Source organism: Enterococcus casseliflavus (assembly GCF_029215545.1).
GTDB classification, from domain to species: Bacteria; Bacillota; Bacilli; order Lactobacillales; family Enterococcaceae; genus Enterococcus_D; species Enterococcus_D casseliflavus.
The window spans coordinates 3,432,591-3,457,280 of record NZ_CP119393.1 but is presented as its reverse complement, the minus strand read 5'-3'; the positions used below and the strand labels follow the sequence as shown (position 1 = coordinate 3,457,280).

The window sequence follows — 24,690 nt, the reverse complement described above, 5'->3', positions numbered from 1 at the left end:
GAGGAGGGAACTGTGTGAAACATGGTCATTGGAAATATGTACTAATCGTCCTCCTGTTTGTTTTGTTTGTGATACCTAGCCAAAGCTTTGCACAGACTGCGAGTGGCAATGCAGGCACTCGTTCTGTGCAAGTCCAAGGGCGTATCGGAGAAACTGACGACAAGCTGGATGAAGAACAGCTAGATTCGGATGCCGTTGGAGACGATGGGAGAACCAAAATCGTCGCAGATGTTTCGGCTATTAACAAAGGCTCATTACCTAAAACGGGAAGTGAGCAAGCAAAAATAGCATCAATCGTGGGTTTATTTTTATTAATCATTTCTTTTTACTTGTTTAGTAGTAGGCAATTAAGAAGGAACTAAAAAGAGATGACTGTCCGAAATCAAAAAAGAAGCAGTAGCAACAACCAAACTGCTTCTTTTTTTTCGGTCAAAACGAATCCAAGATGACAAGTGTTGATGGAAAAATGAAAGAGGAGAACAACGGGTGAGAATAAATAAAACGGATTTTGAAACAGTGATGGCTAATAGTGAATTTTTAGACTATTACTGTCAATTATTTGAACGAAACGGTGAACGATCCGTCACGGATACGCAATTAGAAAAATTACACTATTTGATTCAAAAGCAGGTGGCACTAACGATTCAAAAGAATGCGAGTTATTCCTTTTTTACACAAACATATAAATTACCTGAAACACTCGTAAAGGATTACCAACTGTTAGCGGAGTGTACCGAGCGGCTTTCAAAAATAGAAATGGATCAGTTGATACCCAAACAATTTATTGAGCAAGACTTTAACGTACGGGTGAAAAAAGCAAGCCAAGAATCTCAATATGAGCAGCTTTTAAACATCATGTCAGACACATTTAGACAAATAAAGAAAACATAGGTGGTTTTTCACGCAGTAGCTTTTTCAAACATGAAGCAAGATGCGTATCCGCTCTAGGTGGTCTCTAATGAAAGCAAAAGCGAAATCCTTGCACTATTTTCAATAGCCGATAAAATAATTGTTATACAACAGTAGTCTGGAACCCACGCTTTTTTTCATCAGGCTATGAAAAAACCGATTTTTTATGTAGGATGAAAACCGATATAATGAGACTGCTTAGGCGCCTTTCATGCGTAATTTAGCCGCAAAAAAGAAACTTTTTAGTAAGGAGCTTATGTTTGAAAAATTTTCAATTGAGTTTTGTCACAAGCAAATCGACCGTCCGATGGCTGCAGATTCTAAGTGAATTTGAAAAAAATGAAATTTGTAGTGCCAGTCAATTGGCTGAAGTAACAACTAGTACCACGAGGACGATTGGCAAAGACATCAGTCAGATCAACGAGTATTTCTGTGGGCTGATCCTGATCACTTCCACCAATCAAGGCTATTCGTTTGAACTATTTGATTATTCACAGTATGAAAAGAAAAAAGCCTCGCTTTTAGCGAATGAACCGCTCTTTATTTTATTGGAAAATATTTTTATTGGAGAGTTAAAGACGATCGATGAGTGGGCGGACTGCTTGTTTTTATCCAAGAGTACCTTATCGAAGTACTTGCAGCGCATTCATGAACAACTGGCACGTTTTGATCTCCAGCTAGCATTAGATCCTGTGAATATCGTTGGGGAAGAAGCAGATATCCGCAATTTCTTCTGTACCTTTTTTTATGAAACGGACAGCACCCCCCACACTGTATTTCCGCCAGCTGCGGTTCAGCAGGCAGTAACGGAAATCGGCAGGATGTTTGACAAAAATAGTTACCACACCGTTTCGTTTTCACAATACACGTATCTGCTCTATATTTCGCTTGAGCGATTTATGCAAGGTAAGACTGTGCAAATCAACGCTGAATTGTACCACGCCTTGCGACACAGTATTCAGCTGATGCACTTTCAACGAATCAATGGCGTTATTGACAAGTACTTTCAATGTCGATTGACGAACGATGAACTTATCTTTTTATTTGTTAGTATTATCACAAAGAAAAAACTGCAAAATGTGATCGTCGAACAAAAGTTTTGTCTTTCTTATAATCATTGGACTGAGATTCGCACGTTGACCAACGATTTTTATCAGATGTTGAAGGTATCGTCGAAAAAGCCCAAAGAAGATCGGATTCTGATCGAATCTTTTTTTACCTCTGCCAAATTGAAGGAGTGCTTATCCACTTCTGCCAATCGCAATATCTATGATGTGAATGCGTTTATTAAGAGAACCTTTCCTAAGGAATTTGCTGCTTACCGAGAGTTTTTAGAAAATAGTCGCGAGTACCACAACCTTTATTCTGAGGAGTATCTGACGGATTTTTGTGCAAACTTAGTGATTTATATCGAATCTGTTCGAGAACGTCATTGGTTTCCCCGGAAAAATATCGCCTTTATCTTCGAAGGAAATAACAATATCGTTCAGTACATTGAAGGCTGGTCTAACCGCTATTTTAGCCGATCCCATCAAGTCTTTTATCCTGACTCAGGGGAAGTCAATGCTCAGTATTTAGAACAAAATACCATTGATCTGCTAGTGACGAACTATGCCGAGCATGCGACCGAATTTCGAGATATCGTTGAATGTATCGTCTTCAAAACGATCCCGTCTTCTTCTGACTGGAATCGGCTGCTTGAACGGATCAATCCTAACGTCACACGCCAATTTGCCCTAAAAGACCTCTTCTAGTTTCCCATTATGTTTTGACCTAAAGAGTTGCTAGAAAGGGCCTTTTACATGAAAAGAAAGCATTTTTCCTTCACTGCATAGACAGACGTAAGGAAAGATGCTTTCTTTTTTAATGGCTTGACTTTCCGCAGCTGTGCAGGAGTGTGGGGAGGGGAAGTGGGGAGTGCATCAGGTACGGATGCAAGCCTTTGGAACCAGCAGTTTTCAATTCAATCGATCGATTTGGGCGGAATCATTGGGCTTCACTTAAGTAAATCAAACTCCAAGGCGCCTTTTGGTTTAGCTGAAGACCGGTCAATTCCCGATAGAAACAGGTTTTGTCTTTGACCGTCAGCTGAATGATTTCTTCTTCCGTATACTCGTTTAGAGAAGAAATTTTTAAAACATAAAGTTCTTTTAGTATTTGCAGCTGTGCGTCGATATCTAGTAGCAACGACATTTTTTCGAAAAAAGTACCCTCTTCTTGTTCATAGATCGCTAAGAATCGTTGGCGCAAAGAGAGATAAAAATTAAAGATTTTCGGATGAGTATAAGAACAGGGCGAGTGGATAAATTCTTCGTCAAAAAAGTTTAAATATTCTTCGGCTGATTGGATCGTTTTTAAGTTCATATCAATACTCCTTATAAGTGTTAGGAAAAAGCGACAATACGTGTCATTATCAAAAACAGTCACTGTTAAGCAATGTCTTATTGAGAAGGCCCTTTTGTTTTTTTTATGATTGGGGGAAGGACTTTCGCTACATTCAATGTACAGGATATTCCAAATCGGCTCAAACGCGTTTTTTCGTAACCATACGAAGATTTGTTTTTCGCTGGTATTAACGTCAAAAATGTTCAACTATTCTGGTAATTATTGTTATAAAAAGAATATTTCTTAAATGGGCGAGATTGCTGGGTTTCCATTCTTTGCCAGCGGGTTGTTTTTTCATTTGCTGAAATCATGGTTGAGAAAAAAACAGCATCAGTTGACCGGTAGGCTCATCCCCGTCATTTTTTCAAAGGTGTGATACTATAGAATTATCTAGAAAAACGATCCTTTGATTCAAGTTACCAATGCCAAAACAGTGCCAAGAAACGCAGTTGCAGTGAGAAGCAACCGTCTGTTTTGACGAGAAGGTTTGGCTAAATAAGGACGTTCATTAAAGCAAACGAGGAGCAATTCAATGAAAGAGAAAAAAACAGTTGTAGTGATCGGCGGCGGACTTGGTGGTCTATCAGCGGCGGTCTCATTAGCCCAAAATGGCTTTGATGTATCATTATATGAAAAAAATCAACACTTAGGCGGCAAGTTGAACCGACTGGAAACAAACGGCTTCGGCTTTGACTTAGGTCCTTCGATTTTGACGATGCCACAGATTTTCGAAAAATTATTTACTGGCAGCAATCGCGATATGGCGGATTATGTTGCGATTCGCCGATTGCCATTGGAATGGCGCTCCTTTTTTCCTGACGGCACCAAGATCGATCTCTATGGCGATCTTGCACGTATGGCAAAGGAAAACCCGCACTTGTCGGAAAAAGACATGGCCGAGTACCAAGACTTTTTGGACTATGCGCAAAAGATTTATGCAATCACAGAAAAAGGCTATTTTGAGAAAGGCTTAGATACCACGAAAGAAATCTTGAAGTATCATGGTGTGATCAAAGCGCTGAAAGGCTTTGATTATTTCTCTTCGATGCATGATGCCATTCAAAAACGTGTCAGCAATCCGCAGCTGCAAGACATGCTGAGCTATTTTATCAAGTATGTCGGCTCATCTCCTTATGACGCCCCAGCCGTTTTGAACATGATGATCTATATGCAGCATGCCCAAGGTGTCTGGTACGTGCCAGGCGGGATGCACCGTTTAGCCGAAGGCATCGTTCGCTTAGCAAAAGAGATCGGTGTGACCTTCCACACGGGACACAAAGTGGAAAAATTGATCGTTGAACAGGAGCAGATCCGTGCCGCTCGTTTGGATGACGGCACGTTGATCGAAGCCGACTATTTTGTTTCCAACATGGAAGTGATCCCAGCTTATGAAGAGCTGCTAGAAGAAGCGCCGACCTTTACTCAAAAACTGGAAGAAAAATTTGAACCAGCAAGTTCGGGTTTTGTCTTGCACTTAGGGGTCAAAACCTCCTATCCACAATTGGCGCATCACAACTTTTTCTTTTCAAATGCCTCAAAAGAAAACTTTGATCAAAATTTCCATCAGCATCAGCTGCCAGAAGATCCAACGATCTATTTGGTCAATGCCAACAAAACCGATCCTTCGCAAACAGTGGCAGGGCATGAGAACATCAAAATCTTGCCTCATATCCCTTATTTGCAGGATAAACCTTTTACGGAAGCGGAATACGATGCCTTTCGTGAACGGATCTTGATCAAGCTGGAAAACATGGGCTTAACGGATCTACGCAAGCACATCGTGTATGAAGACCGCTGGACACCCGAAGATATCCAAAAGAATTATTTGTCACATCGCGGTGCCATCTACGGCACGGTCTCTAACCGCAAGAAAAATCATGGCTTTAAACACCCGAAACACAGCGAACGCTACGACAATCTATACTTCGTTGGCGGTACGGTCAATCCAGGGGCCGGCATGCCGATGGTGACCCTCAGTGGCCAGCAAGTCAGTGAGATGATCACTAAAAGAGAACACTAAGACAAGAAAGGATGATGACTGTGTACCTGTTGCTCGCTGGTATTTGCGCTGCTTGGCTGGCAGGCTGGCTGATTTTTTTCCGCCTGCCGACGATACCCACCCGCAAGGAGACAGCCGCATCCAAAGACTTGACGGAGAGGGGAGAACTGTCGATCATCATCCCCGCCCGCAATGAAGCAGAAAATTTGCCGCAATTGTTGGCGTCCTTGCAGCAGCAAACCCTTCATCCTGTGGAGATTTTGGTGGTTGATGACGGATCGGAAGACGAGACGATCGCCTGTGCCAAGGGCTTCGGTGCGACGGTCTTGCAAACCACTGCTGATTCTGCTGGGAAATCGGCGGCTTGCTGGTTAGGCGCCTCACAAGCGGTGGGCAAGTATCTATTATTTTTGGATGCCGATACCTTCTTTCTAGCAGAAGATGGCTTAGAGCGTCTTTTCGCTGCGTATGAGGAGCGATCGGGACAAGGACTGCTCTCGGTGCAGCCCTATCATCAAACGAAGCGCCTGTATGAACAACTGTCTGCCGTCTTTAATGTCGTCTTACCTGTCGGGTTGAACCGCTTTTCTATCGTAGGCGAAAAACTCTCAGCTGGCGGCGCCTTTGGTCCGTGTATTTTGTGCAGCAAAACTGCGTACCTTCAAGCCAATGGACATCAGGACATGCCACAAGGAATCTTAGATGATCTAGCATTAGCGAGACGCTTTAAGAAAAAACGCTTGCCGATCGCCTTGTATGGTGGAAAAGACTTGGTGGCCTTTCGGATGTATCCAGCGGGTGTTCGTCAACTTGTTCAAGGCTGGACGAAGGACTTTGCCACTGCTTCGCAATCCACTCACCTTTTGATTATGGCGGGCGTCATCTTGTGGATCAGCGGCGGCATTGGGGTACTGGCGGCACCATTTCTGATGGAACCGCTTTGGCTAGGACTGCTTTTTTATGCTGCTTATTTTGGACAAACTCTGTGCTTTGCCCGCCGTGTCGGCAACTTCAACCGAGTCTTGCTGCTTTTTTTTCCATGTTACTTTCTTTTTTTCCTAGGCTTATTTGGTTGGTCATGGATCCAAACCCATTTGTTGAAATCCGTGACCTGGAAAGGACGCAAAATCAATTTATAGGAGGCGATGCACATGCCGCTGATCACCTTATCTCCACTGCTCTTGCTCATTACAGACAGCTTGGCTTGGCTGCTGTTTCATCTAGGCATCTCCTTTGGCTTGCGCAAAGTCAGTGATGCTTTTTTTGAACGTCATGCCAACTGGTTCCGTTCTTTTGCCTTTGAAAAAGGCGGTAGGATCTGGGCGGAGGTATTTCGTATTCGTCAGTGGAAAGACAAATTGCCCGACGGCACTGTGATTGCCAAAAAAGGCTTTGACAAATCTCGCTTGGCTCAGCAACAAAAGGACTATCTGGAAAAATTCGTCATCGAGACACGCCGAGCAGAGCTGACCCATTGGCTGCTGATGGTTCCAGCACCGTTCTTTTTCCTCTGGAATCCTACGTGGGCGGGCTGGGTGATGATCGCCTATGCGTTATTGGCCAACTGCCCATTCATCATGATCCAACGCTACAATCGCCCCCGTTTGGAGCGAGTCTTGCGGAAAAAAAGTGCCCTGCAAGTCAAGCAGAAGGCGACGGTCTAGGTTCCTGTAGGTGCCGCTTTAAGATTCGCTGAAAAATAGGCAAACTGGAAATCAAAAGGATCGGAGGGCAACTGCCTTCGATCTTTTTTAAAAAATTGGTGTTAATTTTTATGGGATGTGCCAAGACCGTTTTTTGTACACTAAGGTCATTCAGAGGAAAGGGTGATCGTATGTCATCAGAAGGATGTGGGCAAATTTTCGAACTGCCAATGCAGGCTGTTGCAATGGTTGGTCATATGTTTGTACAAGCACGAAGTATTTTTGTAAGTGTAGAAAAGAGGGGGGGATGCGCAAGATGATTGAAGATAGCCGACAACGGGACCACTATTACGACATGCTGATTGAAAAAAATTCGCAATATGAAGGGATTTTTTACGTTGGGGTAAAAACCACCGGCGTCTTTTGCCGTCCCACCTGCCCAGCGAAAAAACCGCTCAAAAAAAATTGCGAGTTTTTTCAGACGGCACAAGAAGCGCTGCTGGCGGCGTATCGTCCCTGCAAACGATGTCGCCCACTCAGCTCGCCTAGCCACTTATCCCCTGACGTGAAAAGCCTGGTGGAAGCCGTGGAGAGTAACCCAGAGAAAAAGTGGACCGACAAAGATTTTGAAGAACTAGCGATCCATCCCAATACCGCACGCCGACAATTCAAAAAATATTTTGGCATGACCTTTATCGAATACTCCCGTGCACGCCGCTTAGGATTAGCGTTTAAGCAGATTCGTGAAGGAGAACCGCTGATCCAAGCGCAATTAGAAGCCGGTTTCGATTCTGGCAACGGCTTTCGAGATGCGTTTTCCCGGATTATGGGGGAATTGCCTTCCAACAGCCGTGAAAAAAAGATTCTTTCTTCTGCTTGGCTTGAGACTAAGCTGGGATCGATGCTGGCAATCAGCGACCAGCAGCAGCTTTACTTGTTAGAATTCGTGGATCGCAGAGGGCTAGAAACGGAGATTGCTGTTTTGAGAAGCCGCTTGAATGCAGTGATCATTCCCCAGCAAACAGCAATCATCCAGCAGCTTAAGCAAGAACTGACGGAATATTTTGAAGGAAATCGAACTGTTTTCACGATACCAATTGCATTGATCGGCTCCGATTTTCAGAAAGCCGTCTGGCAGCAGCTGTTGGCGATGAAGATCGGAGAAACATACTCTTACAAACAATTGGCACAGCGAATCGGCAATGAAAAAGCCACCCGAGCTGTTGCCAATGCCAACGGAAAAAATCAATTGGCGTTGATCGTTCCATGCCACCGTGTCATCAATAGCGATGGCAGTATCGGCGGCTATGGCGGCGGTGTCGAACGCAAAAAGTGGTTGCTGGCTTTGGAAAAGCAGGTGCAGCCGACTGTAAAGGTTTGAAAAAGAGATAACTATGCGTGGGAATCAGCGCTTCATCGATCAGTACATGGAATGGATCGAATCCTTTTCATTGAAATATATATTTAGCGGAACTTATGGAACCTTTCATGAGTTCCGCTTTTTTTCTTAGATTTGGCGGGTTCATAGAGAAAAGGCGGGACCGTCGTTAGTGTCTAAGTGTTCTTTATCTTTACAAAAATAAGCAATGAATTATTTTCTTAAATACCCAAAGCATATCCTTTTACAACTTACAAAAAGTAAGTTATGATTATCTCGAATTCGAAATAAAGAGGTGAGGAAAATGGCGCATCAAGAAGAAGCGCTCAAAGCGTACATCGGTTTGCTGCGTACGGCGAGTCGTTTGGAACAAGTGGCAAAAAAAGATGTTCGTTGTTATGGCTTAAATATTACAGAGTTTTCCGTACTGGAATTGCTTTACCATAAAGGCACCCATACGACGCAAGCCATCAAGGAAAAAATCTTGATCGCCAGCAGCTCCACAACCTACGTGGTCGATCAATTAGTCAAAAAAGGCTGCGTGCAACGGGAACCTAGCCAAGAAGATCAACGGGTAACATACGTCAGTATTACGGAAGCAGGCAGGGCGTTGATGGAGAAAATTTTTCCCAGTCATGCACAAAAGATTGCGGCGAGTTTTTCCGAACTTAGCAGTGAAGAATTGCAACAATTAAAAACAATTTTACGAAAAATAACTTACGATCAGAAATGAGGAAAAGAAAATGAGAAAACAAGACCAATTATTAGGGGTACACCATGTGACGGCTATGACAAGTGATGTGGAACGGAATTACCATTTCTTTACGGATGTGTTAGGGATGCGTTTAGTGAAAAAAACTGTCAATCAAGATGACATTTATACGTATCATACTTACTTTGCGGATGATTTAGGGACACCGGGAACGACCATGACGTTCTTTGATTTTCCCAATACCGCTCGCGGCAGCAAAGGAACCAATTCGATCACCCGCACCAGTTTTCGAGTACCCAGTGATGCAGCCCTTGATTATTATGCCGCACGCTTTGATGAATTTGAGGTAAAACACGAGGCAATCACCACCGAATTTGGGAAAAAAGTGTTGCGCTTTTGGGATTTTGATACGCAAGCCTATCAACTGATCTCTGATGAACACAATACTGGCGTGAAAGCTGGTACTCCTTGGAAAAAAGGACCCGTTCCTACTGAGTTTGCGATTTATGGCTTAGGTCCTGTTGAAATGTCTGTTTCTTATTTGGCAGATTTCAAAGGGCTGCTGGAATCCGTCTTTGATTTCAAAACCATTGATCAAGTAGACAATCGCTATTTGCTAGAAGTCGGTGAAGGCGGCAATGGCGCCCAAATCGTTTTAGTGGAAGATACCACGAGCCCACAAGCACAACAAGGGGACGGCGAAGTGCATCATGTCGCTTTTCGTTTAGCCCACCACGACTCGTTAGCAGTCTGGCAAGAAGTCTTTGATAACTTGGGATTGGCCAACTCTGGCTATGTCGATCGCTACTATTTTGAATCGTTGTATGTGCGCATCGGCCATATTCTTTTTGAACTAGCGACAGATGAACCAGGGTTTATGGGGGATGAGCCGTATGAAACATTGGGTGAATCCTTATCATTGGCACCATTTTTAGAAAATCGCCGTGAATACATCGAAGGAGTCATCAAACCCTTCAATACAAAACGCGCTTAAGGAGGCACATAGTATGCAACCCATTCAACAGATCCACCATATTTCAGCCATCGTAGGCGATCCGCAAACGAACGTTGCCTTTTACCGTGACGTGTTGGGGTTGCGCCTCGTCAAACAAACCGTCAATTTTGATGATCCCTACACGTATCATCTTTATTACAGCAATCAAGCGTTAGAAAATGGGACCATCATCACTTTCTTCCCTTGGGCAAATGCCCATCCTGGACGAGTAGGAAGCGGACAAGTCGGCACGATCGCCTTTCGTATTCCTAAAGGTAGCAGTGCCTATTGGCAAGAACATTTGGCGAAACATCAAGTAACTGCCCAAGAAAGTACATTGTTTGACCGGCCAACTTTAGAACTTCATGATCAGCATGACCTGTCTTTGGCGCTAGTCGAAGCCGAAGAATCGGCGGAAACACCAGCGATTGTAGGCTTTCATGGGGCCGTCTTGCTTTCGGCACAACCAGAAGCGACCATTCAAACGCTGGCAGATGATCTAGGACTGAACATTTTTAACAAAACAGAGAAAAGCACCCATCTTCATACCGCAGGCACCCTCGCTCATGAGATCGTCGTGTCCCATGAAGCACTGCCAGCAGGGCGCTGGGGTGTCGGCACCGTCCATCACATCGCGTGGTCTGTGCCAACGGAAGCAGTGCAAAAAGAGTGGCAAGAGTACTTGTACGATCAAAGATACGGAGTCACTGAAATCAAAGACCGCAATTATTTCAAAGCCGTCTATTTCCAAGAGCGGGGCAACATCGTCTTTGAGATCGCAACAGAAACCCCAGGCTTTTTAGTTGATGAACCATTAGAAACGCTGGGACAGCAGTTGATGCTGCCAGCCCAATTTGAAAGCCGCCGTGCAGAGATCGAGGATCGCTTGCCAGATTTATCGGTTTAGAAAAGGAGACGCTATATGCACTATTTAGATCCCAAGGATTTGACCCAACGAGAAAATTATAAACTACTGATTGGCTCCATCATTCCACGGCCAGTGGCAGTGGTCAGTACGCAATCAGCCGATGGTATCGTCAACATCGCCCCATTCAGTTTTTTTAACATCGTCAGCTCAGAACCTGTGATCCTCTCGTTGGCTATCCAGCGCAAAGAGGGGGAACTGAAAGACACCGCCCGCAATCTGTTGGCGACGAAAGAAGCCGTCGTGCATATTTTGGATCAAACAAATGTCCAAGAGGCCAATAAAACCGCGGCATTCTTGCCCGCAGACCAAAGCGAGTTGACGGTTTCTGGGTTTACTACAACGGCGTCGAAAACAATTGCCGTTCCTGGCTTGAACGAAGCCAGTGTCCGCTTAGAAACGATTCTGCATCAGCACGTACCCATCAAAAAAGACCAGCAGATCACTGCCGATCTCTTGTTGTTGGAAGTCGTCGGCTACCAGGTTGCAGAGGATGTCTATCAAGACGGCAAGATCGATCCCCGTGCCTTACAAGCAGTCAGCCGGCTAGCGGGAAATTCTTACGCAACGATTGGGGAGATTTTCGATATCAAACGACCAAGTTAAAGGAGGAACTTCGATGAAAGCAATCTATCAACAAGGAGCAGCCGACGCACCAGTTTTGGTGCTGCTCCACGGCACTGGTGGCGACGAACAGTCGTTGCTGGAAGTAGGCAAAACCCTTGATCCCCGAGCATCACTATTAGGTATTCGTGGGAACGTTTTAGAAAACGGCATGCCTCGTTACTTCAAACGTCTAGCTGAAGGGGTGTATGATGAAACCGACTTAGCACTTCGCGGCGACGAATTAGCCGATTTCATTCGGCAAGCCGCCAAAGAACACCACTTTTCGTTAGCGCAAGTGGTACTGGTGGGTTATTCCAATGGCGCCAACATTGCCATTCGCTTATTACTAAATGATAGCGACCACTTCAAAAAAGCGATCCTCTACCACGCCATGTATCCAGTCGAGAATTTACCGACGAATTCCTTGCCTGACACTCATGTGTTTCTGAGTTTTGGCAGAAACGACCCGATCGTTTCCCTAGCTGACAGTGCTTACGTCCAAGAGATCTTCACCTCACGGGGTGCAGTCCTTTCAACCGTTTGGACCCCAAGTCATCAGTTAACGTATGAAGAAGTCGAACACTCGCGCACGTGGTTGACCGAACAATAAAGCAGTGCCTCTTTCCTAATCAAACAGCGATCCTGCTGGTTGGTTAGGTTTTTTTGTTTCACGTGAAAACAATTCGAAAGAGTGAAAGGGGATACATTACTAGGGGCGCCTAGTTCAATAGCAGCCCACTAAGGATTTACCAAATGATCCTTTTTCTGAAACGAATAGAGTCAAATCAGCATAATCAGTGAATCAAGACAATGTGTTTTAAAATAATCCATAAAAAATCAATTTATTTCAAATGATTTCAAAAGTGAGTTTAACAAAATAGATGCTTAAAATCACTTTTTCGAAGTATTTCTTTCAACAAAAGCAATGCTTCTCAGTGAATTAATTTGAAATAATATGAAATAAAGTGGTTGTAAATGAAAAAAGTTTGTGCTATTCTGGGTCTATAATAAATGGCTAAGGAGAATGAAGATGAAGTTAGCAACGAGAATCAATTCATTTTTATCAATTTACGAAAATGATTTGGACAATGTATTTGGCGCATTCAAAGAATTGGGGCTTGATTATGTAGATTTAAATTATCCGGAGCACGTCGGTGGGACGGCTGCCTCTGAAATGAAAGAGAGATTGGAACAAGCTGATTTGAAATTGAATGGTGTTGCATTGCGATTTAGAGAAGAATTTATCAACGGTGAATTAGGCAATGCTAACTCACAGGTTGCGCAGCATGCCTTAACGTTATGCAAAGAAGCTGCTGATTATTGTCGTGCAGCAGGTGGAGAAGTCGTAACCATTTGGCTTGGTTTTGATGGCTTTGACTATAGTTTTCAAATCAATTACCAAAAGGTTTGGAATCAGATTCGAGATGCCTTTATTGAAATTGCTGACTACGCACCAGATTTGAAAATCAGTATCGAGTACAAACCATTTCAACCAAGAGCCTATGCGTTCATTGATAGTATGGGTGTCACTGGAATGATGCTTAATGAGATCAACCGCAAAAATGTAGGTGTGACCCTTGATTATTGCCATATGCTAATGAAACACGAAAACCCTGCTTTTGCTGCGGATCTGTTCGCGGGAAAAGGGTTATTATACGGGGTGCATCTGAATGATGGGTATGGGTTAAACGACGATGGATTGATGATCGGTTCAGCAACACCCTTCAAAACATTAGAATTCTTGTATTATGTCAAAAAGCATAACTATGACGGTGTGATTTATTTTGATACGTTCCCTGTAATTGAACATGCCTCAAAAGAGTGCGAACAAAACATGAAAATGATCAAGCAAATGGATCAAATGATCGATAACGTAGGCTTGGATACGATTCAAGCTGTGATCGATCAAAACGATGCAGTCGCAGCCAATCAGTTGCTGCTTGAATTTTTGTCACCAACAAATCAATCAAAATAAAAGGAGTGGGGAAGATGGATTACAAAGTGATGGCAAAAAATATTTTAGAAAAAATAGGCGGAGCGGAAAATGTTCGCAATATGACACATTGTGCCACCCGATTGCGCCTAACGTTACATGACACCGCAAAAGCGGATGATCAAGCCGTCGAGAATATCGACGGAGTGATCAATGTCATTAATAAGGCGGGCCAGTACCAGCTTTTGATTGGGACAGAAGTTGGAAAGCTCTATGATGAGTTTGAGCCGTTAGTTAAAGGTAACGAAAGTTCTGGTAGCCCTACCACGGAAGAACAAGCTTCTGGCAGTATTATCAGCAATATTTTTTCTGCCGTATCTGCTATTTTTGCGCCACTACTCCCAGTTTTGGCGGGCTCAGGGATTTTAAGAGGACTGCTGATTTTGTTTGTTCAGCTCGGGTTGATCAGTGAAGACAGCGGCACGTATTCGATTTTATTTGTTGCTTCTATGAGTGTATTTTATTTCTTGCCCGTATTGTTAGCGTTTACTTCGGCGCGGCGGTTTGGTGCCAGTCCGTATATCTCGGCATTGATCGGGGCTGCGTTAATCAATCCTGATTTTATTGCATTGATGGGAGGAGCAGGCAACGGTGCAACGACGGAGTTCTTTGGGATTCCAGTCGTTTTGATGAACTACAATTCGACTGTCGTACCAATCATCCTTTCGATTTGGGCTTTTTCATATCTCTACAAATTCTTAGACAAACACATACCGGAGACTTTAAAATTAGTGGTCGTTCCGTTAGTCTCACTAGCGATTATGGTTCCATTGACAGTGATCGTTATTGGACCAATCGGGGTCTATAGTGGCGAAGCAGTCGCTAATGTGGTGAATTGGTTGATCGAGCGTAGTAGTGTGCTAACTGGAATCTTAGTTGGTGGTGGTTGGAGTGTTCTCGTAAGTTTGGGCATTCACTGGGCAGTCAATCCAATCATGATTAATAACGTTTCGACCTATGGCTTTGATTACATCGTTCCTTTTACTTTTGCATGTAACTTCGCCGTGATAGGTACAACGATTGGCGTTTACTTTAAAGCGAAAGATAAAAAACTGCGAAGCTTTGCTTTAACTGGCTTAGTCACGATCGCATTATCAGCGATTATCGAAGCTACTTTGTTCGGCTTACTTGTAAAAAATAAAAAACTTTTCTTAGCGCAAATTATTGGTGGTGCTGTGGGTGGTGCCTATTTAGGGTTGATGCAAGTTGTAACGAATGCCTTTGTCTTTGGTAGTGTCACCACTTTTCCCGCCTTTGTAGGCTCAACGTCCTCGAATTTCATACAAGCGATGATCGGCTTACTGATTTCAATGGTGGTTTCAGCAGTCTTAGCATTTGTATTTACCAATCGAGACGAGACGTTGGCGTAGAAAGCAGGGGAAATATGGGTCTATTTAAGAAGAAAAACGTTATATATGCACCAGCTAATGGCGTGGTGAAAAGTATTGAACAAGTGAAGGACGAGATGTTTTCAACCAAACTATTAGGCGATGGGTTTGCTGTGGTACCAACAGATGATCTTGTTACAGCACCGATTGAAGGAACAGTGGTCTCTGTGTTTCCTACAAAACATGCGATTTCGTTAAAAACCAAAAATGGCTTAGAAGTTCTAGTCCATATTGGGATCGATACTGTGGAACTAAATGGCGCAGGATTCGATACCAAAGTTTCTGAAGGTGACAAAGTTACTGCCGAGAGTGTGCTGGCAAACGTTGATTTTCCGTTTCTGGCATCACAGGGCAAAGAAACGGATGTAATCGTTGTTTTCACTAATTCCGCACAGCGAACCTTAGTGATTACAGAGAAGCAAGGGCGTTGTGGACAAGCGATTGGCGTTATTAATGAGTGAGAGCATTTGCTGACAGGAGGTAGTGTTTTGAAGAAAAAAATCTTGTGTCCATCTATGATGTGTGCTGATTTTTCAATACTAAAGAACGAGGTTGCCGCTTTACAAGCGGCGAAAATCGATATTTTTCATCTTGATGTTATGGACGGACGATTTGTTCCAAATTTTGGTATGGGACTTCAAGATATCGAAGCTATTTGCAAATGGTCAGAAACCTTAGTTGATGTCCACTTGATGATTGAAGATCCGGGAGCGTATGTAGAGAAATTTGCGGATATGGGTGTAGATATCATTTATTTTCATCCGGAAGCAGATCGTCATCCTACAAGAACTATCAACAAAATCAAGCAAAAGGGAAAACAAGCCGGAATTGCCATCAATCCTGGAACAAGTGTAGCAATGATCGAAGAACTGCTGCCATTGATCGATTACGTGATGGTAATGACTGTTGATCCCGGTTTTTCAGGTCAAGCATATTTGACACATGTGGAAGGAAAAATAAAGCAGCTTGCTGCAGTTAAGGAACGTTATTTCTATCAATTGATGGCAGATGGAGCGATTTCGCCTGCCGTAATGACTCGCTTAAGCGCCTTAGGCGTTGATGGGTTTGTTTTAGGGACCTCTGCTCTTTTTGGAAAAGAAGAATCGTATCAAGAACTGATCTCAATATATAAAGAGGAGGATCAAGCATGAAACTAGCAATCGGTTGTGATCACGTTGGGTTTGAATTAAAAACTGATATCATCACTTATTTGGAGTCGTTGGGGCACACGGTACAAGATTTTGGGACACAAAGTGCTAAACGCGTTGACTATCCCAATTATGCGGCGGCTGTTGCAGAAGCGGTCGTAACCCAAAAGTGTGATTTGGGAATCTTGATTTGTGGCACAGGGGTTGGTATCTCAATTGCTGCCAACAAAATCAAGGGCATCCGAGCCGTGGTGTGCAGCGAACCCTATAGTGCTAAGCTCTCAAGAGAGCATAACAATACCAACGTACTGGCGTTTGGTTCGCGCGTCGTGGGCATCGAACTAGCGAAAATGATTACTAAGGAATGGCTGGCTGCTGAGTTTGAAGGTGGTCGTCACCAAAAACGGGTAGCAATGATTGGTCAGTTAGAGGTAGAATGATCAAAGGTTAGAGGATTCGCATTAGCGAATCCTCGTCTTTTTTTGTTAACGAGAAATTTATCCCATAATCGAGATCAAATTGACGAACAATGAAAGTCCTTGCTCATACCGAGAGAAAAAGTATGGTATAATTTGAAAAAAAGTGAAGTTGACCAATTAATGGAGGTTGCTATGATTCCATATGAAAGACAAGAAAAAATTTTAGAAGCTTTGGCTCAAGATGAACTGTTAAAAATAGAGCAATTGCAAAGCATTTTGCCTACTGTTTCTATCTCAACATTGAGGCGGGATTTAAAAGAATTAGAAAAATCAGGAAGAGTTGAATTGTTGGCTGGTGGCGCAGTGAAGATTTGTTCAACGGCTTCCGAAATGCCGATTGCAGCTAAGGCTGCTTTGTATTCCCAAGAGAAAGAAGCGATCGCTACTTTGGCTGCTGAGTTGGTTCACGATGGTGATGTGATCTACCTAGATTCTGGTTCGACTTGTACAGCGTTACTGCATAAAATCATTAATAAAAAAATCACGATTATTACTACCAATACGAGTGTCTTTACAATTCAACAAGAAACTCCTGCCGAGATTTTACTTCTTGGTGGCCGATACAATCCCGTTATTTCATCCTTGAATGGTCCATTGACGGATGCAAATTTACAAACGTTTAACTTTCAAACGGCTTTTTTAGGTGCTAATGGTATTGATGCTGAAAAAGGTGTAAGCACGCCCAACTTGGTAGAGGCGAACAAAAAGCGTGAAATTCTAAATAATGCCAAAACCGCCTATTTATTGTGTGACAGTTCGAAATATGGACAAGTCGCCGCGGTAAAAGCTTTTAGTACAGAAGACGTTGTCATTATTTCTGATGCTTATAACGATAAGATTGGAGAACTGACGCAAATCATCTATCCGAACTAAAAACAGGATGGCATCTGAGTGGTATTGGCAATGTTGGAGATACAATTTAATAAAACGCATAATGGAAAATGAGTTTGGTGATGATCAAAACCAGTTAGGGATTATACCTAGCTGGTTTTTTTAGTAAGGAAGCAAATTTGTTGATAGTTCCTTTATTTAACAACGTTGATTGTTGTATCGGTGAATAGTGAATGACTTGTGGTTCTTTAGATACCAAGACTCAAAAACCAGTGAACGTACTTGTTAAAAATAACATTAAGGTCGTTCCTTTGATGGATTTCAATACCTTTATCAATTGGGTTATCAATTGATAATCATTGTTTTGGCGCCATTTTTCGTATTTAAAGATAACAAAGACATTTTTATATAAAAACAAAAAATTGTTGACAGACAAAATGAAAGCGTTTATATTGGATATGTGGTTACTACCAGTTGAGAGTAAGGGGAGGACATAAGATGCTTGGTTTGGTTTTAACAGGTCATGGAGGATTTGCGCAAGGGATGGAAAATGCGCTTGCGATGATTGCAGGGCCGCAAGAACAGTTTCTAGCAGTGTCGTTTTTAGAGGAAAATCCGTTAGCTGACTTTGAAAAAGAGTTGCAAGGAGCAATCGATCAATTAAAGGAAACCTGTGATGGGGTCGTGATTTGTGCAGACCTTGTAGGCGGGACCCCTTTTAATGTTGCGATGACCGCTGCCAATGAGGACCCGCAAGTCGAGGTCATCGGCGGCATCAATCTACTGCTACTAGTGGAAGGTTCGTTGACTAGATATACGGCAACTGATCCAGAGCGTTTTTGTCAAGAACTGGCAGAGATTGGCAAGAGCGGTATTTTTCACGGAAAGATCAAAGGCCATGAGGAAACCAATGAGGAAGAAGGGATTTAACGATGTGGGAAATGATCTTAGCAGCCTCAATCGTGGTGCTTGTTTTTCTCTTTCTCTTTTTGGCGGTCTCATCTTTCTTGAATGGGAAACATCTGAAAAAGCAAAAAGGCTATTTCGCTGAATTGCAACAGTCCTTGAAAAAGGGGCAGAAAATCAAATTATACGGCGGCATTATTGGGGAGATTCAAACACTGGGGAAAGAGACGGTCGATCTAAGGGTGAAATCGGGAACGGTGATTGAAGTAGAACGTAGTGCGGTTACAGAAATCATGCAGTAAATAGAAGGAGGACATATTTATGGGAGAACCAAATATTTTGTTGACGCGAATCGACAATCGGTTGATTCATGGGCAAGTTGCCACCCAATGGAACGGTACGTTGGGGGCAAATCTAATTTTAGTGGCAAATGATAAGGTCGCCAAAGACAAAGTCAGACAAGGGTTGATGGATATGGCGGCGCCAGCTGGCGTCCAAACGAGGTATTTCTCGATTCAAAAAACCATCGAGATCATTCATAAAGCATCGCCAAAACAAAAGATTTTCATGGTGGTTGAAAATCCGCAAGATGCGTTGAAATTAGCTGAAGGTGGGGTGCCGATCAAGAAACTGAACATTGGGAATATGCATATGTCAGAAGGGAAAAGACAGGTTGCTACGACAGTTGCCGTCGATGAAGCAGATGTCGATGCCTTTAAAAAACTGAAGGAAATGGGGGTGCAATTAGTGATTCAGCGGGTTCCAACGACACCTGTTGAAGATGAAAAGAAATTATTTCAGTGATGCAGAGGTAAGGAAGGAGAAAGAAAATGGATTACACGATTTTTCAAATCATTTTAGTCTTCATAGTTACATTCATTGCCGCAATCGATCAATTTAGTTTTTTAGAATCATTGTACCAGCCCATTGTTACCGGGATGGTTATCGGACTTATTCTTGGAGATCTTCAAACCGGCTTGATCGTTGGCGGAACCTATCAGTTAATGACGATCGGCAATATGCCGGTGGGCGGCGCGCAACCGCCAAATGCGGTGATTGGCGGAATTATGGCAGCAATCTTAGCGATCACGCTGCAGCTGGAACCGACAGTGGCCGTCGCTACGGCGATTCCGTTTTCTTTGCTGGGGCAATATGGGGTGACGATTATCTTCTCACTAATGTCGCCAGTGATGTCAAAAGCTGACAGCTACGCCCATGATGCCAATACGAAGGGCATTGACCGGATCAATTATTTAGCGATGGTGGGTCTTGGAACGATCTTCGGCTTGATTGTGGTCTTATTCTTTATCGGCGGTGCTGCCTTCGGGAATCAGGCGGTCGCAGCGATCCCTCAATGGTTGATGGGTGGGCTCGGCGCAGCTGGGGGCATGATGCGGTATGTCGGTTTTGCGATTTTACTAAAAGTGATGGTTTCCAAAGAAATGTGGGGCTTCTTCTTTATGGGGTTTGGTTTAGCCACGATCGTAATGGCGGCACCTTCCTTGCAAGGACCAGCCTTGATCATTCTAGCCTTTATCGGTTTTGCATTAGCCTTTTGGGATTATCAAATCCAGTCCAAATTTAAAGTAGCAACAGCCAATACCTATGATTTCGGAGGCGATGAAGATGGCATATAATATTCCCGATTCTTATAGCGAACAAGCGCCCGCAGAACAACTGGATAAAAAGACCTTGAACAATATGGTCTGGCGTTCCTTATTTCTACAAGCCTCTTTCAACTATGAGCGAATGCAAGCAGGAGGCTGGTTATTCAGTATTTTACCGGGATTGAAAAAGATCCACAAAAATGAAAAGGACTTGGCTGCTTCAATGAGCCATAACCTAGAGTTTTTCAATACTCATCCATTCCTCGTGAACTTTGTGATGGGGATCATTCTATCGATGGAACAAAACAAAGCCGATATTCCCATGATTCGGGCAGTGCGAGTCGCCGCGATGGGACCGCTAGGCGGGATCGGTGACGCGTTATTCTGGTTCACTCTGGTACCGATAACAGCTGGTATCACAGCCAATATGGCGATCAACGGCAACATCGCTGCACCGTTTATTTTCTTACTGGTATTCAATGCGGCCCAATTTGGTTTACGGTTCTTCTTGATGCATTGGTCCTATCGTTTAGGGACAGATGCGATTGGGATCTTAACGGAAAATGCCAAAGAGTTCACCCGAGCAGCGAGTATTTTAGGGATTTTTGTTGTCGGTTCCTTGACCTGCGTGTATGGGGCGACTTCTTTGGATATTCAGATCCCTAACGGTACTACCAATGAAGTGACACAAGCGACGACGATCGTGGATGATCAAGCAGCCATTGCCGCTTACGAAGACATGCTGTATACCACGGATGAGAATGGACAATTGACCGACACACTGCAAGAAAATGCGGCGGTCAACGAATTGGCTAACGGCAAATATGAATTGACGTTTAACAAAGTCAACGAAGTGCCCGTGACGATCGATATTCAAAAAATCCTCGATGGGATCTTGCCGCAAGTGATTCCATTGACCATCACACTGATGCTGTATTTCTTCTTATCAAAACGCGGCTGGACGCCGTTGAAATGTATCGCTTTGCTGCTAGTGATCGGCTTGATCGGTTCTGGCTTTGGTCTGTATCCATCCATTTGGCCGCAATAAGCAAGCTAGCAGAAGAAACGGCGCAAACCGTAGGAGGAGTTTTGCTAAGCAAGCAAAAGCTGACTTTTCAGCTTAGCTCGTGCTGGCAATTGGTTCATTTTCCTGCGTGAAGAGATGCAAGTTCAGGAAACAGAGCCCCTGTAGACGATTGTTTGACACGCCTATCGGGAAATAGTACACTCGTTATGTGGTAGTAACCAGTTTGGAGGGGCTTATGAATATCAATAAAAATCGACAACCATTATACGATCAATTGTTAAATTTACTGATTGAAAAAATCGAAAATGAAATGGAAGCAGACACGATGCTTCCCTCAGAAAGAGAACTGTCAAAGCGCTACGGGTTAAGTCGGACCACCGTTCGCTTGGCACTACAGGAGTTAGAAAAATTAGGCTATATTTATCGCCAACATGGTAAAGGAACCTTTGTCTCGGAGATCCGCAAGCAGGCAACCAATTTATCGGGTTCCTATAGTTTTACCGAACAGATGAAAGCACTGGGGAAACAACCGGAAACTAGAGTATTGGCATTCAAAAAAATGGAAGCGACAAAATATTTTGCCACTCAGTTGCAAGTTTCCATTGGCGAGCCGATCTACAAGTTAAAACGATTGCGTCTTGCTGATGGCCAACCGATGATGATCGAGCGTTCTTATCTGCCCGTCAAGCGCTTCATGAATTTAACGAGTGAGATGATCGAGCAAAAACCATTGTACGATATCTTCCATGAAGATTTTCATCAAGTGATCCGCCTAGCGGACGAAGAATTTTTTGCCAGCATTGCCAGTGCGAAAGATGCGGCATTGCTAAAAATCCACGAAGGTGCGCCGGTGTTGAACCTGGTACGCAGCACGTTCAATATTGAAAATGAAGTGATCGAATACACCTTGAGTGTTGCTCGAGCAGACCAATTTAGATACAAAGTCCGCCACTTGCGTAACGACGAGTAGCGCATTTCCTAGACAGTCTGAAATGATCCGCTCGAGCAAAGAAAAGGTGTGTATTCAAAACCAGTGAGGTCGAGGAAGTTTGCCCTTTGGGTGATCGCTAAGTATTCATCCAAGACAACGCTCCTCGTACCGTCACTGGGAATACATACTGGAAAACCAGCAGCTAGGAGGAAGAAAGATGTTTCAACTGTCAACAAAGGAATTAGCAGAATTAGGTGCGGAGATTACAACAAGAGAAATCAAACAACAGCCAGAACTGTGGCAAGAAACCTTGACGATCTATCAAGAAAATCAAGAGGCGATCGCGGCTTTCTTACGTACTATCAAGCAAAAGACGGACAAACGCATTCGGGTGGTCTTCACGGGAGCGGGGACGTCGCAATATGTTGGAGATACGATCGTTCCTTACTTGAATAAGACGGGCGCAACTGCGGATTATCTTTTTGAAAGTATTGCTACGACGGATATTGTCGCAGCTCCAGAACAAGTTTTATTTGCGGATGAACCAACACTGCTCGTTTCTTTTGCTAGAAGCGGCAATTCACCAGAAAGTTTAGCAGCGGTCAAAATCGTCGATCAATTCGTTGCCGACAGTTATCATTTGACGATCACTTGTGCAGCCGACGGATCTTTGGCACAACAAGCTGCCGCTGATGAAACGAGCTATCTGTTATTGATGCCTGAGAGGTCAAATGATGCTGGCTTTGCGATGACGGGCAGCTTTTCTTGCATGGCCCTTTCGGCACTGCTGGTTTTTGACCAGACGCCTCTGGCAGAAAAGGGGCATTATGTTGAAACCCTTAGCCGGTTGGGGCAAGAAGTGATCGACAGAGAAACAGAACTCCAAGTACTGACGGACCGTTCCTTTAAGCGAATCGTTTACCTTGGTTCAGGCACGTTGTCGGGGTTGACCAGGGAAGCACAGCTAAAAGTATTGGAACTGACTGCGGGAAAAATCGCCACCGTGTTCGATTCTTCGATGGGCTTCCGTCATGGACCGAAATCATTCGTAGATGATCAAACCCTCGTCTTTGTCTTTGTCAGCAATACGCCATACACGCGGCAGTATGATCTTGATATGTTGGAAGAATTAAAGAGTGACGGCATCGCCGTCGCAGTGACCGCCATCGGACAGCCGGCAGCTGTGAATTTTTCAGGAACAAACTTTTTCTTTCCAGATGACACATCATTGCCAGACGGTTATCTTGCCTTAGCAGACATTGTTATTGCACAAACGATCGCACTGTTGGCATCGATCAAAGTCGGGAATACACCGGATACCCCTTCGCCAACGCGTACCGTCAATCGGGTGGTCAAAGGCGTGACGATTCATCCGTATAACAACTAACGATGACTGAGAAAGACCACCACGAGCACGTATCTTTTTTTGTACGAAGTCGATACGTGCGGTGGTCAATCAGTCGAACGGCTTCATCAATAGACATTTTTATACGTGCTGACAACCGTTTCGCCAACACTGAAAAAAGTGAAAGCGGTTGATTCTTTGGCATGGACAAAAAAGGAGGAATTTTAATGAAAGCAACCGTAACGAAAGCCAAAAAAGCAGCGATGGATCGCCTGTCAACGAAAGAAGGAGTGATCGCAGCTTTAGCAATCGACCAACGAGGTGCCTTGAAAAAAATGATGGCAGCACTTGGCGTGGAGGCTGATGCAGAAAAAATCAGCCAGTTTAAAACGCTAGTCTCACAAGAATTGACCCCTTACGCGTCTTCCATTTTACTAGATCCAGAATATGGGTTGGCAGCTGCGCAAAGCCGTGATCCAGAGGCGGGGCTTTTGCTGGCGTATGAAAAAACCGGCTATGATGCGACTACGCCGGGACGTTTGCCTGATTTATTAGGGGAATGGTCGGTTGAGCGATTAAAAGCAGCTGGCGCAGATGCCATCAAATTTTTGCTTTACTATGATGTAGATGAAGATGCCCAGATCAATCAGTTGAAACATGTCTTTGTGGAACGACTCGGCAGTGAATGCCAAGCGGCTGATCTGCCCTTCTTTTTAGAAGTCCTTTCCTATGATGCTAAGCTGCCTGAAGTCGACTCAAAAGCATATGCGCAACGCAAACCAGAAAAAGTCATTGGATTGATGAAGGAATTTTCAAAACCGCAGTACAAAGTCGATGTGTTAAAAGTGGAAGTACCAGTCAACATGAATTATGTGGCAGGTTTTGCCAAGGGAGAATCCGTGCATACCAAGGAAGAAGCTGCCGCGTATTTCAAAGCGCAAAGCGACGCGACACATCTGCCGTTTATTTTTCTCAGTGCAGGCGTATCAGCCAGCTTATTCCAAGAAACACTGGTTTTTGCCAAAGAAGCTGGCTCCACCTTCAATGGCGTCTTGTGCGGCCGAGCAACGTGGAAAGATGGTGTTGAACCCTTTGTAAAACAAGGAGCAGAAGCAGCCAAAGAATGGCTAGCAAGTACTGGAAAACAGCACATCGAAGACTTGAATGAAGTGATCCAAAAGACCGCTACTTCTTGGTGGGACAAAGTTACGGTCGAAGAATAGTTTTTTCGCTGTTTGACAAGAGAAATGGCCAATGATCAGACATCTTAAGGGCTTTTGAGAAGAAGTGCAGGCTTCTGACTTAAGGCTTTAAGGTGTCTTTTTCTAGTGAAAAAAGGTTGATAGTATAACGGATGCTGACCTCATTTAGACAAAAAAAGGTTAGCAAAAAAATTATGAAAAAAAGTCATGGCACTACGGATGATTTATCATAATTTTTTCATATAGACTAAGTTAACTTTGCTAGTTAAAAGAAAATGAAGG

Annotated in this window: 27 protein-coding genes; 26 read left to right on the top strand and 1 reads right to left on the bottom strand. The window is 43.7% G+C overall.

The features are described from left to right. The first annotated feature begins 14 nt into the window (after window positions 1–14). From P0G38_RS16275 to P0G38_RS16265, 3 genes are all read left to right on the top strand, one after another. Window positions 15–362 (top strand): LPXTG cell wall anchor domain-containing protein, encoded by a 348-nt coding sequence (locus P0G38_RS16275; RefSeq protein ID WP_074536631.1) that lies wholly within the window; start codon window positions 15–17, stop codon window positions 360–362. Between the two features lie 124 nt (window positions 363–486). Further along, on the top strand, window positions 487–891 hold the full coding sequence (locus tag P0G38_RS16270) for a hypothetical protein (RefSeq protein ID WP_074536632.1): 405 nt from the start codon (window positions 487–489) through the stop codon (window positions 889–891). Between the two features lie 278 nt (window positions 892–1,169). Continuing rightward, window positions 1,170–2,663 carry an AcpB/EbpR/MafR family transcriptional regulator gene (locus P0G38_RS16265; RefSeq protein WP_275853235.1) on the top strand — a complete coding sequence of 498 codons (1,494 nt, stop codon included), beginning with the start codon at window positions 1,170–1,172 and terminating at the stop codon, window positions 2,661–2,663. Window positions 2,664–2,895: 232 nt separating this feature from the next. On the opposite strand, the gene P0G38_RS16260 is transcribed toward P0G38_RS16265, so the two are convergent. Then, window positions 2,896–3,273: a DUF7006 family protein gene (locus P0G38_RS16260; RefSeq protein WP_034868894.1), complete on the bottom strand. Its 378-nt coding sequence runs from the start codon at window positions 3,271–3,273 to the stop codon at window positions 2,896–2,898. 553 nt (window positions 3,274–3,826) lie between these two features. On the opposite strand from P0G38_RS16260, the gene P0G38_RS16255 reads away from it, so the two are divergent. From P0G38_RS16255 to lacD, 23 genes are all read left to right on the top strand, one after another. Next, window positions 3,827–5,314 (top strand): phytoene desaturase family protein, encoded by a 1,488-nt coding sequence (locus tag P0G38_RS16255; RefSeq protein WP_128432072.1) that lies wholly within the window; start codon window positions 3,827–3,829, stop codon window positions 5,312–5,314. Between the two features lie 11 nt (window positions 5,315–5,325). Further along, entirely contained in the window at window positions 5,326–6,432 is a 1,107-nt protein-coding gene (locus tag P0G38_RS16250) for a glycosyltransferase family 2 protein (RefSeq protein ID WP_338070809.1), read from the top strand. 12 nt (window positions 6,433–6,444) lie between these two features. Beyond that, a complete protein-coding gene (locus tag P0G38_RS16245) occupies window positions 6,445–6,957 on the top strand; it encodes a glycosyl-4,4'-diaponeurosporenoate acyltransferase CrtO family protein (protein ID WP_275853227.1) in 513 nt (170 codons plus the stop codon). A 295-nt stretch (window positions 6,958–7,252) separates the two neighbouring features. Then, a complete protein-coding gene (locus tag P0G38_RS16240) occupies window positions 7,253–8,317 on the top strand; it encodes a bifunctional transcriptional activator/DNA repair enzyme AdaA (RefSeq protein ID WP_121262270.1) in 1,065 nt (354 codons plus the stop codon). A gap of 301 nt (window positions 8,318–8,618) precedes the next feature. Continuing rightward, window positions 8,619–9,047: a MarR family winged helix-turn-helix transcriptional regulator gene (locus P0G38_RS16235; protein ID WP_010748593.1), complete on the top strand. Its 429-nt coding sequence runs from the start codon at window positions 8,619–8,621 to the stop codon at window positions 9,045–9,047. A 10-nt stretch (window positions 9,048–9,057) separates the two neighbouring features. Then, window positions 9,058–10,020, top strand: a complete 963-nt coding sequence (locus P0G38_RS16230; protein ID WP_270287872.1) for a ring-cleaving dioxygenase — start codon at window positions 9,058–9,060, stop codon at window positions 10,018–10,020. A gap of 13 nt (window positions 10,021–10,033) precedes the next feature. After that, the gene (locus tag P0G38_RS16225) at window positions 10,034–10,927 is read left to right on the top strand and encodes a VOC family protein (protein WP_275853219.1); all 894 of its coding nucleotides are present in this window, start codon (window positions 10,034–10,036) and stop codon (window positions 10,925–10,927) included. Window positions 10,928–10,942: 15 nt separating this feature from the next. Continuing rightward, window positions 10,943–11,551: a flavin reductase family protein gene (locus P0G38_RS16220; RefSeq protein ID WP_275853217.1), complete on the top strand. Its 609-nt coding sequence runs from the start codon at window positions 10,943–10,945 to the stop codon at window positions 11,549–11,551. Window positions 11,552–11,564: 13 nt separating this feature from the next. After that, window positions 11,565–12,161: an alpha/beta hydrolase gene (locus P0G38_RS16215; protein ID WP_275853214.1), complete on the top strand. Its 597-nt coding sequence runs from the start codon at window positions 11,565–11,567 to the stop codon at window positions 12,159–12,161. 420 nt (window positions 12,162–12,581) lie between these two features. Continuing rightward, complete coding sequence (locus P0G38_RS16210; protein ID WP_275853211.1) at window positions 12,582–13,526, top strand: sugar phosphate isomerase/epimerase family protein; 945 nt, start codon at window positions 12,582–12,584, stop codon at window positions 13,524–13,526. A 14-nt stretch (window positions 13,527–13,540) separates the two neighbouring features. Beyond that, entirely contained in the window at window positions 13,541–14,914 is a 1,374-nt protein-coding gene (locus P0G38_RS16205; protein ID WP_016609112.1) for a PTS transporter subunit EIIC, read from the top strand. A 14-nt stretch (window positions 14,915–14,928) separates the two neighbouring features. Beyond that, window positions 14,929–15,393, top strand: coding sequence for a PTS sugar transporter subunit IIA (locus tag P0G38_RS16200; protein ID WP_271771437.1), 465 nt, complete (start codon window positions 14,929–14,931; stop codon window positions 15,391–15,393). A gap of 54 nt (window positions 15,394–15,447) precedes the next feature. Then, window positions 15,448–16,083 carry a ribulose-phosphate 3-epimerase gene (locus P0G38_RS16195; protein WP_275855275.1) on the top strand — a complete coding sequence of 212 codons (636 nt, stop codon included), beginning with the start codon at window positions 15,448–15,450 and terminating at the stop codon, window positions 16,081–16,083. After that, window positions 16,080–16,520 (top strand): ribose 5-phosphate isomerase B, encoded by a 441-nt coding sequence (gene rpiB, locus P0G38_RS16190; RefSeq protein WP_128432057.1) that lies wholly within the window; start codon window positions 16,080–16,082, stop codon window positions 16,518–16,520. Before P0G38_RS16195 ends, rpiB begins: the two co-directional genes overlap by 4 nt. A gap of 159 nt (window positions 16,521–16,679) precedes the next feature. Beyond that, on the top strand, window positions 16,680–17,432 hold the full coding sequence (locus tag P0G38_RS16185; protein ID WP_005226765.1) for a DeoR/GlpR family DNA-binding transcription regulator: 753 nt from the start codon (window positions 16,680–16,682) through the stop codon (window positions 17,430–17,432). Window positions 17,433–17,888: 456 nt separating this feature from the next. Next, the gene (locus P0G38_RS16180; protein WP_008376461.1) at window positions 17,889–18,320 is read left to right on the top strand and encodes a PTS sugar transporter subunit IIA; all 432 of its coding nucleotides are present in this window, start codon (window positions 17,889–17,891) and stop codon (window positions 18,318–18,320) included. Window positions 18,321–18,322: 2 nt separating this feature from the next. Next, window positions 18,323–18,598 (top strand): preprotein translocase subunit YajC, encoded by a 276-nt coding sequence (gene yajC, locus P0G38_RS16175; protein WP_244732883.1) that lies wholly within the window; start codon window positions 18,323–18,325, stop codon window positions 18,596–18,598. Window positions 18,599–18,617: 19 nt separating this feature from the next. Beyond that, a complete protein-coding gene (agaV, locus tag P0G38_RS16170) occupies window positions 18,618–19,100 on the top strand; it encodes a PTS N-acetylgalactosamine transporter subunit IIB (RefSeq protein WP_005232625.1) in 483 nt (160 codons plus the stop codon). Between the two features lie 26 nt (window positions 19,101–19,126). After that, window positions 19,127–19,933 carry a PTS mannose/fructose/sorbose/N-acetylgalactosamine transporter subunit IIC gene (locus P0G38_RS16165; protein ID WP_005232623.1) on the top strand — a complete coding sequence of 269 codons (807 nt, stop codon included), beginning with the start codon at window positions 19,127–19,129 and terminating at the stop codon, window positions 19,931–19,933. Further along, entirely contained in the window at window positions 19,923–20,951 is a 1,029-nt protein-coding gene (locus tag P0G38_RS16160) for a PTS system mannose/fructose/sorbose family transporter subunit IID (protein ID WP_008376454.1), read from the top strand. The genes P0G38_RS16165 and P0G38_RS16160 overlap by 11 nt, the downstream gene beginning before the upstream one ends. 214 nt (window positions 20,952–21,165) lie before the next feature. Then, window positions 21,166–21,900, top strand: coding sequence for a GntR family transcriptional regulator (locus P0G38_RS16155; RefSeq protein ID WP_005232618.1), 735 nt, complete (start codon window positions 21,166–21,168; stop codon window positions 21,898–21,900). A 178-nt stretch (window positions 21,901–22,078) separates the two neighbouring features. After that, entirely contained in the window at window positions 22,079–23,248 is a 1,170-nt protein-coding gene (locus P0G38_RS16150; RefSeq protein WP_275853189.1) for an SIS domain-containing protein, read from the top strand. A 185-nt stretch (window positions 23,249–23,433) separates the two neighbouring features. Beyond that, window positions 23,434–24,429 carry a tagatose-bisphosphate aldolase gene (gene lacD, locus P0G38_RS16145; protein ID WP_338070808.1) on the top strand — a complete coding sequence of 332 codons (996 nt, stop codon included), beginning with the start codon at window positions 23,434–23,436 and terminating at the stop codon, window positions 24,427–24,429. The last annotated feature ends 261 nt before the right edge of the window (window positions 24,430–24,690 follow it).